The organism is Staphylococcus felis (assembly GCF_003012915.1).
In the GTDB taxonomy this organism is placed as follows: Bacteria; Bacillota; Bacilli; order Staphylococcales; family Staphylococcaceae; genus Staphylococcus; species Staphylococcus felis.
Window position 1 is genome coordinate 1,008,153 of sequence record NZ_CP027770.1, and the last position, 14,895, is coordinate 1,023,047.

2 protein-coding genes are annotated in these 14,895 nt (G+C 40.0%); both read left to right on the plus strand.

The annotated features are described in order from the left end of the window. Nucleotides 1-386 precede the first annotated feature (386 nt). On the plus strand, nucleotides 387-4,580 hold the full coding sequence (locus C7J90_RS04720) for an Ig-like domain-containing protein (protein WP_106465102.1): 4,194 nt from the start codon (nucleotides 387-389) through the stop codon (nucleotides 4,578-4,580). 463 nt (nucleotides 4,581-5,043) lie between these two features. Next, on the plus strand, nucleotides 5,044-14,883 hold the full coding sequence (locus C7J90_RS04725; protein WP_158701908.1) for an Ig-like domain-containing protein: 9,840 nt from the start codon (nucleotides 5,044-5,046) through the stop codon (nucleotides 14,881-14,883). The last annotated feature ends 12 nt before the right edge of the window (nucleotides 14,884-14,895 follow it).

Here is a 14,895-nt window from a genome sequence, read left to right on the forward strand (position 1 = left end):
GTTTAGCAGGGCCTTATATTTTAGAAAATAGGATAGTGATGATGATGAGATAGACCCCTAATATGAGGGGGTAGAGGGGGATGTGATTGTGCATTTGCCCTCTTTTTTTTATGCAAAAATGATATGACATTTTTATGTTTTAACACGCTGAAACATACGCCGAATATAAATTCTTCGTTGTTTTTTAGTATAAAAAAATAATAAAAATATTCTATGTTGATAATAAAAGTATGTTTTATTTATTTACCTCCTAAAGACAGGTTTATATAATGTGACCATTACTATAATTTAAAGAAGATTTTTTATAGCATACTTTAAAGTTATGAAAAATATGATATAAGTATTTAAATTATGTAATTAATATTTTTATTATTGGGGGTAAAGAAATGAAAAAATTAAAAAAAGCAAACAAGTTAGATTTTAGACTAAGTGAAAATAGCAAGTCACTAGTTCGAAATCTAACAAGAGGAACAGTATCTCTTCTCATCGGTTCGACATTAGTTTGTGGAATTTCTCACGATGCTGAAGCTGCTGAAAAGGTGGCAGAAGATGTCAAACCTATCGATAATCAGACAACAAATGAATCATCACAAACTATAGCTGAGACAGCAACTGCAGTGCCCCAAGAGACACCGCTAGAAACTTCAACAAATTCACCTTCAAACTCCAAGACAGAAAGCACTTCAACAGAGCATCCACACGAACCTACACAAGGTATAACATCATCTCAAGAAGACGGAATATCATCAAAAACAACACCTGTACCATCAGAAGAATCAACATCAGAATTACCTCAAACAAGTGATGCATCATCACAAGAGGAAAACTTTACAAATACATCACCAGCAGAAACAACGATAGGACAAGAAAGTCAAACAACAGAAGAAGTTCTACCTATTCCGACAGAAACTCAGTCGGTATCTGAAAGTAACAATGCTAACACTGAAATATCCAATGAAAAAGCAAGTGATACCACGCACAAAGAAGCGACATCCAATACAAAACTAAGCACATCTGAGGCAAGCAGTACTTCTGAAATACCTGAAGCTCAAAATGCAGACAAAACAACATTAACAAAATCATTAAAAGACGCACCACCAAAGCAAAAAGAAGTCAAGACTCAGTCATCACCTAGGAAATCACATAGGTTAGCGTCTCGTCCAGCATCTGCAACAACGCAACAAACAGGGCGCAAATCTTATATTATTCCAGATGATCGCAAGTATTTATATTTACTTCGTGATTTAGGATATGATGCATTAACCGTTAAAGAGCGTACACAGTTACGTTTTGCAGGTATTAGTCAAATGGAAGCACAAACGACGAGCCACATTCATTTAATGCTAACGAAATGGTTGGATTTAAAAAATGAATTTACTAGAGGTGGCAAAATACATTTATCATTCAGGCAAGAAAAGTTTTTTAAAGCCATTGAAGGTATTACAATAAACGGCGTTCGAATGGAGACGACAAATAATGGGCAAGATTGGTCAGCACCTGTCTCGGGTTCTACAGTCAAAAGCGGATTAATCGGAGTCGTCACAAATACACCTGTTGTGATTACTTTGAAAGGTAACCAAACTTTAGAATCACTGGGCTATAGTTACGAGCACCCTGTACATCTCACACACACGTGGACAACCAATAGTGGAGAGATTGCTGCAGAAAGCATCCAACAAACGACTATTACACCCCAGTTGAATCCTAAAGCACCAAAAGAAACGCGATTGACCAGTTTCGTCTCAGGTCGAATGATTAACCGACTTCTTTATCAGCACAATAAAAAAACAATATATTCAATGCATATATATAAACCAGATCAAAGTTTCTGGAGAACAGATTACGGATGGGTCCTCTACATTAAGGAACAAATCCCTAAAAAGCTATTACCATATATTGATACTTCATCGATTAAACTATATGTTTCGGATGAGTTTGGAAATCCAATATCTAATGATAAGGTCATTACTATTTCAATTGGTAGTGATGGGTTAGTCGATACAAGTAAAGTACCACAATTATCAATTGAACATGATCAATCAATATCACATTGGAAAAAAGTACGTACTGAATTAAACAGTAAAGTATTTTTTGGTTTACTAGGTCAATCGAGAGCGTATACGATTGCTTATAAATTAAGAGATGATATGAATATGGAAGACGTTGTCGAGCAAATCAATAAAAATCATCCGACATCTAGTGAAGCACGCTTGAGCTTTGCGTCTTGGCTTGAGAGTGACTATTTAGATTCACGGATTCTTGGTAAAAAAGATGGTGGAGCACCTCATGAACGACTCTTTGGTTCATATGCGACATCATATATGGACTTTTATGATTATGATAATGCTAGTGTTGCGCCAAACCCACCAACTATTAATGATGTTGAAGCAGGATCTAAAGTGATCAGCGGTACAGGTGTAGCAGGTAATCAAATTACTGTGACATTACCTGGAGGGACAAAGGAAACTACAACAGTTGGAGCAGATGGCACATGGACAGTTACTGTTACTGATACAGAACACTTAAATGATAGTGATGTTGTATCAGCCATCCAAAACGATGGTCAAAATGACTCGGCTGTATCCTCAGTAACAGTCAAAGATACCATTGCACCGAATACGCCGTTAATTAATGCAGTTGAAGCAGGGGCAACTCAAATATCTGGGCAAGGTGAAAATAGTGCGTTGATTATTGTGACATTCCCAGGCGGCACAATGGCATTCACAAGAGTAGATGAAAATGGAAATTGGACAATACATGTACCTTCAGCAGTACCAAAACTAACTGTAGGCGATAAAATCACGGTTATTTCAGTAGATAATGCCGGCAATAAATCGGAAGAAACGTCAACAACAGTAGAAGATCAAACAGCGCCAGAAGCACCAACTGTAGATCCAGTAACATCAAAAGCAACAGTCATAACAGGAACAGGGGAAGCAGGAAGCACAGTGACAGTAACGTTCCCAGGTGGCACAACGACAACAGGAAAAGTGAATGGAGAAGGACGATATGAAGTGAAAATTCCGGACACAGTAGATTTAAAAGGTGGAGAAACAATTAAAGTGACGTTAACAGATGAAGCCGGCAATAAATCGGAAGAAACGTCAATAAAAGTAGAAGATCAAACAGCGCCAGAAGCACCAACTGTAGATCCAGTGACATCAAAAGCAACAGTCATAACAGGAACAGGAGAAGCAGGAAGTACAGTGACCGTAACATTTCCAGATGGCACAACGACAACAGGAACAGTGAATGGAGAAGGGCGTTACGAAGTGAAAATTCCGGACACAGTAGATTTAAAAGGTGGAGAAACAATAAAAGTGACGTTAACAGACGAAGCAGGCAATCAATCAGAAGCAACGTCAATAACAGTAGAAGATCAAACATCACCCGACGCACCAACTGTAGATCCAGTAACATCAAAAGCAACAGTCATAACAGGAACAGGAGAAGCAGGAAGCACAGTAACAGTAACATTCCCAGACGGCACAACAGCCACAGGAACAGTGAATGGAGAAGGACGATATGAAGTCAAAATTCCAGATACAGTAGATTTAAAAGGTGGAAAAACAATTAAAGTGACGTTAACAGATGAAGTCGGCAATCAATCAGAAGCAACGTTAACAACAGTAGAAGATCAAACAGCACCAGAAGCACCGACAGTAGATCCAGTAACATCAAAAACAACAGTCATAACGGGAACAGGAGAAGTAGGAAGCACAGTAACAGTGATGTTCCCAGATGGCACAACAGCCACAGGAACAGTGAATGGAGAAGGACGATATGAAGTCAAAATTCCGGACACAGTAGATTTAAAAGGTGGAGAAACAATAAAAGTGACGTTAACAGACGAAGCCGGCAATAAATCGGAAGAAACGTCAATAACAGTAGAAGATCAAACATCACCCGACGCACCAACTGTAGATCCAGTAACATCAAAAGCAACAGTCATAACAGGAACAGGAGAAGCAGGAAGCACAGTAACAGTGACGTTCCCAGATGGCACAACAGCCACAGGAACAGTGGATGAAGAAGGACGATATGAAGTGACAATACCAGGAACAGTAGATTTAAAAGGCGGAGAAATAATAAAAGTGACGTTAACTGATAGTTCAGGAAATGTTTCAAAGCCAACAGTAGTAGTGGTAACGCAAGATCATTCTGGAATGCAAAACAAACCGCCAAAAACAGACGGCCCAACTTCACCAGGTACAAGTGGCACAGTCATAACAGGAACAGGAAAACCAGGCAGTACGGTAACAGTCGCATTCCCAGGTGGATCAACTTCAACAGGAACAGTGAATGAAGAAGGACGATACGAAGTCAAAGTACCAAGTGCAATAGATACTGAAGGTATGGATGTTCAAAAAGTTAAAGTCTCTATTACAACAGGAAATAGAAAAACAGAACATGACTCTGATGTACGTATTGAACAAAAAAAGATAAATGAATTACCTGAAACAGGAGTAGGATCTAATCCATCAATGGCATTAATCGGTAGCTTAATGACAATATTAGGAGGATTATTACTATTATTGTTCAAACGTCGTAAGAAAAAAGAAGAAAGTGATAAGTCGTAATAAAAATGATTTTGTTATATAAGTAAGCTTTATATATTTAAAAATCATATATAAATTAGAATGACTGGCCCTTTTCGCTAGACTTAAAATCTAACGAAGGGGGCTATTGCATATATACAGTTTGTTTAATAACAATACTATTACTTAGAAATAAAATACATGTCAATGTGATTGTGCGTTTGCCCTCTTTTTTTATAAAAAAATGATATAAATTTTGAGAGACTCATTTGCTAAAAAGTGTGCAAAATATAAGTTTTTTGTAGTTTTAAAATGTGAAAAATAATAAAAAAATTTCACATTGAGATTATAGAAAATTTTTAATTGTTTACCTCTATTACTCTAATTAATATAATGATATTAGCGCTATTAAAAATAAAAAAATTATCTATAGCATACTTCAACTTTTGGTTTTTTATTATGTGGGTATGTGAATTATATAGTGTTAATGTTGAGGAGGAGAACAATGAAAAAGAGAAAAGGCGTAAGAAGATTAGACTTTTTACCAAATAAAAATAATAAGTACTCCATTCGAAAGTTTACAATTGGAACAGCATCCATTTTAATCGGTTCAACATTGGTATTTGGATTACCAAGAGACGTTGAGGCGGCAGAAACGGCATCAGAAAATGTAAATACTACAAATGAATCGTCACAAACTAAAGACACAACGCCAGATACGGCTTCTCAAGATATAACACCGACAATTGAAAGTAACGAAGCATCACAAAGTGAAACACTGACGTCACAACAACCTTCAAGCGATAAGACAGAAAACACCCTAACTCAGCCTTCAAATGAACCTACACAAGAATCATCAAGTACCGAAACACCATCTCAAGAAGATTCAAAATCAGAAGAAACACCACCTTCATCAACAGAATCATCTCAAGCAAATGAAACTTCATCACAAAATAGTAAATCTACAAATACGTCTGATAGCACTCAAGATACTTCAACAGAAGAAACCCCAACTCAAGAAGAGTCTACAGCACCTCAAGATTCTGCATCATCAGAAGATTCAACCCAAGAAAGCCAATCAACAACTGGAAGTAAGGACGCCCCAACTACAATTCCAAATAATCAAACAGGTGACAAAGGTGTTGCACCGGATACATCAGAGGCCACACGTGCTTCGTATGAGACATTAACCTCAAGTATAGACAATACAAAATTAACTGACTCATTAAAAACAGTGTCACCAGATCAAAAAGAAACTGAAGCACAGACGTTTTTAACAAAATATGTCTCTGAAGAAGAAGCTCAAAAAATTGTGGACGAAGCAAATATAGATTTTACAACAGCTACAGATCAACAGATTAATGAAGCAGTTTTATTTTCAGCGGTGCAAAATTTATCTGATCAAATCAATCAATCCTCACCAGAAGCAGTGCCTATGACATCTTTTAGAATGGCCGCTCAACCAGCATTTGCGACAACAGTTCAAGAACCCAATCGTCAAACTTATACGATTCCAGATGATCCGAAATATTTATATTTACTACGCGATTTAGGATATAATGCAACAACTGTTAAAGATAACACACAATTACGATTTTCAGGTATTGGCCAATCATCAGATCAAATAACAAATAAGATTAATTTGAACCTGACAAAATGGCTCAATTTACAGAGCGAATTCGTCAATGGTGGTCAAGTACATTTATCATTTAATCAACCTAAATTTTTCAACCAAATTGAGAGCATTACAATTAACGGGGTTCAAATGACAACAACAAATAACGGTCAAGACTGGTCTGCACCGATCTCATCAAATACCGTTAAAAGTAGTTTAATTGGAGTCGTCACAAATACACCTGTTGTCATCACTTTGAAAAACAATCAAACATTAGAATCACTCGGCTTCAGTAATGAGAATCCTGTTTATTTGACTCACACATGGACCACTAATAATGGAGAGATAGCTGCAGAAAGTATCCAGCAAACGCTGATAAAACCTAAATTAGATAGTCAAGTGCCACAAACAACGCAATCAAGTGGTTTTTTAACGGGACGAATGGTTAATACAATCCGTTATAATCAAGATGAAAATGCAATCAAATCAGTTCATCTGTATAAACCAGATGAAAACTTCTTACAAACTGATTATGATTGGTTGCTTTATATTAAAGAGCAAGTCCCTAAACAGTTATTACCCTATATTGACCTTTCATCGATTAAACTATATGTATCTGATGAATATGGTAATCCAATCTCAAAAAATCGATATGTTAACATCTCAGCTGATGCAACGGGGTTAGTAGATACGAGTCAGGTGCCACTAATCTCAATTATGCAAAATCAATCGTTATCGCAATTAAATGCTGCCCGTGGTGAACTTGATGCGAATGTATTTTACGGTACATTAGGTCAATCGAGAGCATATACGATTTCTTACAAATTAAAAAATGGCGTAACTATGGAGCAGATTGCAAAACAAGTCAATCAAAATGCGACCACAACGAGTGAAGCACGTTTAAACTTTGCATCATGGCTTGAAAGTGATTATTTGGATAAACGCGTAATTGGCAAAAGTGATGGAGGCGCACCACACAATCGAATATTAGGATCATATGCGACATCGTTTATTGACTTTTATGATTATGATGGCGATGGTATTCCAGATATCGCGGATACTTCCCCAGGTGTTAACAACGAGGATACAACGCCTCCAGATGCGCCTGTAATTCAAGCCATTGAGTCTGGAAGTCAAACTGTTACAGGAACAGGTGAAAGTGGCGCAACGGTTAAAGTGACATTTCCTAACGGTCAAACTTCAACAAGTACAGTTCAATCGAATGGAACATGGACAGTTGCAGTGCCAGCAGGGACAACGTTAAAGCATAACGATACAGTATCTGCAACATTAACGGATCAAGCAAATAATCAATCAAAAGCTAGTGCAGTGATTGTTAAAGATACCATCGCACCTAATGCAGTGTCCATTAACCCCATTCAAGATACAGATCGAATGATTACTGGATCGAATGCTGAAGCAGGTTCTACTGTAAAAGTGACGTTTAACAATGGTTTAACAGTTAATGCCAATGTAGACCCAAATGGAAATTGGACGCTTGCAGTACCATCAAATGTGACACTAAAAATAGGTGATACAGTTAAAGTAACTGCTACAGATGCTGCTGGTAACAAGTCGCCAGAAAGTGTTGCACAAGTCTTTGGCATTAAAATACCAAATCCACCAACCATCAATCATATTGAAGCGGGATCTAAAGTGATCAGCGGTACAGGTGTTGTAGGTAATCAAGTTACTGTGACGTTACCTGGAGGCGCGAAGGAAACAGCAACGGTTGGAGCAGATGGAACATGGACAATTAATATTCCTAGTACAGTAAGTCTAAATGATAATGATGTTGTATCAGCAATTCAAAATGATGGTCAAAATAATTCAGGCGCATATTCAGTCATAGTCAAAGACACTATTGCACCGAATGCACCATTGATTAATGCAGTTGAAGCAGGGACAACTCAAATATCCGGACAAGGTGAAAATGGTTCACTGATTGTTGTGACATTCCCAGATGGTCAAACGGCATTAACAAGTGTAGATGAACATGGAAATTGGACAGTAGACGTACCACTAGAAACGCCTTTGCCGGTTGTAGGAGATGTAATTAAAGCAACATCGATAGATAACGCAGACAATACATCAGAAAATACAATTGCGAAAGCTGTTGATACTACAGCACCAGATACACCAGGTGTATTACCAGTTGAATTAGGTGAAACAACAGTGACTGGTACAGGAGAACCAGGTGCAACAGTAGACGTATTATTTAAAGATGGTACGGTGAAATCCGCTCAGGTCAATCAAGAAGGTGTATGGACGCTTGAAGCGACTTCAGAGAACTTACAATTAAATGATTCTATCATTGTTACGCAAACAGACCCATCACAAAACACGTCATTATCTGTAGAAGTCACAGTTAAAGATACAGTCCCACCAGAAGCACCAGGTGTGGAATCCATTGAGGCAAATGCCCCTCAAGTTAAGGGAACATCAGAGCCCAATGCACATATTATTTTAGAGACACCAGATGGTAAGGTAGTTGAAACAGACGCAGATCGTAATGGGAATTGGACGGCCGATGTATCAAATGTAGCTCCTTTACAAGATGGAAGTATTGTTGTAGTTCGACAACAAGATGCTTCATCGAATACATCACCTGTAACCCGTGTTACAGTCAAAGACACAGTTGCACCAGAAGCGCCGACCTTTAATGAAATAACATCCAGCAACTCAAACATCACAGGAACAGCAGAACCCAATAGCACCGTATCAATAAAACTTCCAAATGACGTTGAATTAACTGTCCAAGCACAGCAAGATGGAAGCTTTAGTGTCGCTATTCCTGAAGGCGTTGATTTAGCTGGAGGCGAAACCGTTCAAGCAACAGCTACAGATGCAGTAGGTAATATCTCACAACTGGCAACAACAACTGTCAAAGATACAACACCACCAGATTCACCTATTATACTGCCAATTAGCTCAAATGATACGACCATTTCAGGCATAGCAGAACCGAATAATACAATTAACATTAAAATGAATGGTCAATCGCTAGAACCAGTTCAATCTGACGAAACAGGACGTTTTACTATTAATATTCCTACAGTGTTAAATGGAGGCGAAATTGTAACTGCAACATCAACAGATCAAGCAAATAATACATCAACTGAGAATACAACAACTGTATCAGATGAAACGCAACCTGAAGCACCAACAGTCAATAAAGTCACATCAGAAGATACGATAATAACAGGAACAGCAGAGCCAAATAGTACTGTAACGATTAAATTTCCTAATCGTGAAACAGCAGTTGGAGAAGCGGATACGAATGGTAAATATACAATTAATATTCCAAGTACTATAGACCTTAGAGGAGGGGAAACGATTGTTGTAACAGCTACAGATACAGATGGGAACACCTCTCCAGCGTCAGAAACTATAGTCGAAGATCAAACAGCACCTAATCCTCCGACCGTTAATCCAATCACATCGGAATCAACAACGATTACAGGAACAGCAGAACCGAACTCGACAGTCCTTGTGACATTGCCGGGAGGTTCGATAATTGAAGCAACGACGGAGGCAAATGGACAATATAGTGTAGATTTCCCTGATACGCTTGATTTAAAAGGAGGGGAAACAATCACAGTTGTGGCGAAAGATAACGCAGACAATACATCTACATCAACCGTTAAAATAGTAGAAGATGTAACGCCACCAAACGCACCAACTATCAATCCAGTTACGTCGAACAGCACAGTAGTGACAGGAACAGCAGAACCCAATAGTACCGTAACGATTGCATTCCCAGATGGAACACAATTTGAAACGATAGCAAATGCAAGTGGTCAGTATTATCAAGATATATCGTCAGTAGGAACACTTATAGGTGGTGAAAGGGTGACTGCAACAGCTAAAGATGAGGCAGGCAATACATCTGATTCGTCATCTGCTCAAATTATTGACAAAACAGCACCGGATGCACCATCAGTTTCAGAAATCCATTCAACAGATAAATCTATTGTAGGAACAGCAGAACCCAATAGTACGGTTGAGGTTGTTTTTCCAGATCAAACATCAAAAACAACGACTACAGATAACACCGGTAAGTTTGAAATAGATATGACGGATGCTTATCCGCTTTTAGGTGGAGAAGAGCTTATTTTTAGCGCAACTGACAGTGCAGGCAATAAATCAGAACCATCGTCAGCGATTGTGCTAGATACAACGCCACCAAAAACACCAACCATTGAAACAGTAAAATCAACTGACACCACATTAAAGGGGCAAGCAGAGCCAAATACTATCGTGACAGTGACTTTCCCTAACGGTGATAAAGCAATTGGTGCAACAGATAGACTTGGACAATTTGATTTGGAAATGCCACCAAATGTTAATTTAAAAGGTGGAGAAGTGTTAACTGTGACATCAACAGATGGAGCAGGTAATACGTCAGAAGAAACGACAACAACAGTAGAAGATCAAACAGCACCAGAAGCACCGACGGTGAATCCAGTGACATCGAAAACAGAAGCCATAACGGGAACAGGGGAAGCAGGAAGCAAAGTGACAGTGACGTTCCCAGATGGCATAACAGCCACAGGAACAGTAGATGAAGAAGGGCGTTACGAAGTGAAAGTTCCAGCTACAGTAGATTTAAAAGGTGGAGAAACAATTAAAGCCACATTAACAGACAAAGCAGGTAATACGTCAGAAGCAACGTCAACAATAGTAGAAGATCAAACAGCACCAGAAGCACCGACGGTGAATCCAGTGACATCGAAAACAGAAGTCATAACAGGAACAGGAGAAGCAGGAAGCACAGTGACAGTAACATTCCCAGATGGCACAACAGCTACAGGAACAGTAGATGAAGCAGGACATTATGAAGTGAAAGTTCCAGATACAGTGGATTTAAAAGGTGGAGAAGTGTTAACTGTGACAACAACAGACGAAGCAGGTAATACATCAGAAGAAACGACAACAACAGTAGAAGATCAAACAGCGCCAGAAGCACCGACGGTGAATCCAGTGATATCAGAAACAGAAGTCATAACGGGAACAGGAGAAGCAGGAAGCACAGTAACAGTAACGTTCCCAGATGGAACAACAGCTACAGGAATGGTAAATGAAGAAGGTCGCTACGAAGTAAATATTCCAGGAACAGTAGATCTAAAAGGCGGAGAAGTGTTGACAGTGACAACAACAGACAAAGCAGGTAATACGTCAGAAGCAACGTCAATAACAGTAGAAGATCAAACAGCGCCAGAAGCACCGACGGTGGATCCAGTGACATCGGAAACAGAAGTCATAACGGGAACAGGAGAAGCAGGAAGCAAAGTGACAGTGACGTTCCCAGATGGAACAACAGCCACAGGAACAGTGGATGAAGAAGGGCGTTACGAAGTGACAATACCAGCCACAGTGGATTTAAAAGGCGGAGAAACAATTAAAGTCACAACAACAGACGAAGCCGGAAATCAATCAGAAGAAACGACAACAATAGTAGAAGATAAGAGTGCACCAGAAGCACCGACGGTGGATCCAGTGACATCGGAAACAGAAGTCATAACGGGAACAGGAGAAGCAGGAAGCAAAGTGACAGTGACGTTCCCAGATGGAACAACAGCCACAGGAACAGTGGATGAAGAAGGGCGTTACGAAGTGACAATACCAGCCACAGTGGATTTAAAAGGTGGAGAAACAATTAAAGTCACATCAACAGACGAAGCCGGAAATCAATCAGAAGAAACGACAACAACAGTAGAAGATAAGAGCGCACCCGACACACCGACGGTGGATCCAGTGACATCAGAAACAGAAGTCATAACAGGAACAGGAGAAGCAAGAAGCACAGTAACAGTGACGTTCCCAGACGGCACAATAACCACAGGAACAGTAGATGAAGAAGGGCGTTACGAAGTCAAAGTCCCAGATACAGTGGATTTAAAAGGCGGAGAAGTGTTGACAGTTACATCAACAGACGAAGCAGGTAATACATCAGAAGAAACGACAACAACAGTAGAAGACCAAACAGCACCAGAAGCACCGACGGCGAATCCAGTGACATCGGAAACAGAAGTCATAACAGGAACAGGGGAAGCAGGAAGCACAGTAACAGTAACGTTCCCAGATGGAACAACAGCCACAGGAACAGTGGATGAAGAAGGGCGTTACGAAGTGACAATACCAGCCACAGTGGATTTAAAAGGCGGAGAAACAGTTAAAGTGACATCAACAGACAAAGCAGGTAATACGTCAGAAGAAACGACAACAACAGTAGAAGATCAAACAGCACCGGAAGCACCGACGGTGAATCCAGTGACATCGAAAACAGAAATCATAACAGGAACAGGAGAAGTAGGAAGTACAGTGACAGTAACGTTCCCAGATGGAACAACAGCCACAGGAACAGTGAATGGAGAAGGCCGATATGAAGTCAGAATTCCGGACACAGTGGATTTAAAAGGTGGAGAAACAATCAAAGTGACATCAACAGACGAAGCAGGTAATACGTCAGAAGAAACGTCAATAACAGTAGAAGATCAAACAGCACCGGAAGCACCGACGGTGGATCCAGTGACATCGGAAACAGAAGTCATAACGGGAACAGGGGAAGCAGGAAGCACAGTGACAGTAACGTTCCCAGATGGCACAACGTCAGAAGGCATAGTGAACCAAGAAGGAAGATACGAAGTGAAAGTTCCAGCCACAGTAGATTTAAAAGGTGGAGAAGTGTTAACAGTAACATCAACAGACAAAGCAGGAAATCAATCAGAAGAAACGTCAACAACAGTAGAAGATCAAACAGCACCGGAAGCACCGACGGTGAATCCAGTGACATCGGAAACAGAAGTCATAACAGGAACAGGGGAAGCAGGAAGCACAGTGACAGTAACATTCCCAGATGGCACAACGACAACAGGAACAGTAGATGAAGCAGGACATTATGAAGTGAAAGTTCCAGCCACAGTAGATTTAAAAGGTGGAGAAACAATTAAAGTGACAACAACAGACGAAGCCGGGAATCAATCAGAAGAAACGACAACAACAGTAGAAGATAAGAGCGCACCCGACACACCGACGGTGAATCCAGTGACATCGGAAACAGAAGTCATAACAGGAACAGGGGAAGCAGGAAGCACAGTGACAGTAACATTCCCAGATGGAACAACAGTCACAGGAACAGTGGATGAAGAAGGCCGATATGAAGTCAAAATTCCGGACACAGTGGGATTAAAAGGCGGAGAAACGATTAAAGTGACGCTAACTGACGAAGCTGGCAATCAATCAGAAGAAACGACAACAACAGTAGAAGATAAGAGTGCACCGGAAGCACCGACGGTGAATCCAGTGACATCGGAAACAGAAGTCATAACAGGAACAGGAGAAGCAGGAAGCGCGGTAACAGTGACATTCCCAGATGGAACAACAGTCACAGGAACAGTGGATGAAGAAGGCCGATATGAAGTCAAAATTCCGGACACAGTGGGATTAAAAGGCGGAGAAACAATTAAAGTCACATCAACAGACGAAGCCGGAAATACATCAGAAGAAACGACAACAACAGTAGAAGATAAGAGTGCACCAGAAGTACCGACAGTAGATCCAATGACATCAGAAACAAAAGCCATAACGGGAACAGGAGAAGCAGGAAGCAAAGTGACAGTAACATTCCCAGATGGCACAACAGCCACAGGAACAGTGGATGAAGAAGGGCATTACGAAGTGAAAATTCCAGATACAGTGGATTTAAAAGGTGGAGAAGTGTTAACTGTGACATCAACAGATGGAGCTGGCAATCAATCAGAAGAAACGACAACAACAGTAGAAGATAAGAGCGCACCAGAGGAACCGACTGTAAATCCAGTGACATCGGAAACAGAAGTCATAACGGGAACAGGAGAAGCAGGAAGCAAAGTAACAGTAACATTCCCAGATGGCACAACAGCTACAGGAATGGTAAATGAAGAAGGTCGCTACGAAGTAAATATTCCAGGAACAGTAGATCTAAAAGGCGGAGAAGTGTTGACAGTGACATCAACAGACAAAGCAGGTAATACATCAGAAGGAACGACAACGACAGTAGAAGACCAAACAGCGCCAGAAGCACCAACTGTAGATCGAGTGACATCGGAAACAGAAGTCATAACGGGAACAGGAGAAGCAGGAAGTACAGTAACAGTGACGTTCCCAGATGGAACAACAGCCACAGGAACAGTGGATGAAGAAGGACGATATGAAGTCAAAATTCCGGACACAGTGGGATTAAAAGGCGGAGAAACAATTAAAGTGACGTTAACTGACAGTTCAGGAAATGTTTCAAAACCAACAGAAATGGTGGTAGCGCAAGATCATTCTGGAATGCAAAATAAACCGCCAAAAACAGACGGACCAACTTCACCAGGTACAAGTGACGCAGTCATAACAGGAGTAGGAAAACCTGGTAGTACGGTAATAGTGACATTCCCAGATGGCACGACTGCAACAGGTATAGTTAAAGCAGATGGCAGTTATGAAGTGAAAGTCCCGAATACAGTAAATGCTGAAGATATAGATATTCATAAAGTCAAAGTCTCTATTACAACAGGCGATGGAACAATGGAACATGACTCTAATGTACGTATTGAGCAAAAAGAGATGAATGAATTACCTGAAACAGGAGTAGGGTCTAATCCATCAATACCATTAATCGGTAGTTTAGCGACAATATTTGGAGGATTATTACTATTATTGTTCAAGCGTCGTAAGAAAAAAGAAGAAAGTGATAAATCATAATAAAAATTAAAT

Excerpts from the sequence above, each read along its gene's own strand:
- C7J90_RS04720 (WP_106465102.1), top strand. The coding sequence starts at position 387 with ATGAAAAAATTAAAAAAAGCAAACAAGTTAGATTTTAGACTAAGTGAA.
- C7J90_RS04725 (WP_158701908.1), top strand. The coding sequence starts at position 5,044 with ATGAAAAAGAGAAAAGGCGTAAGAAGATTAGACTTTTTACCAAATAAA.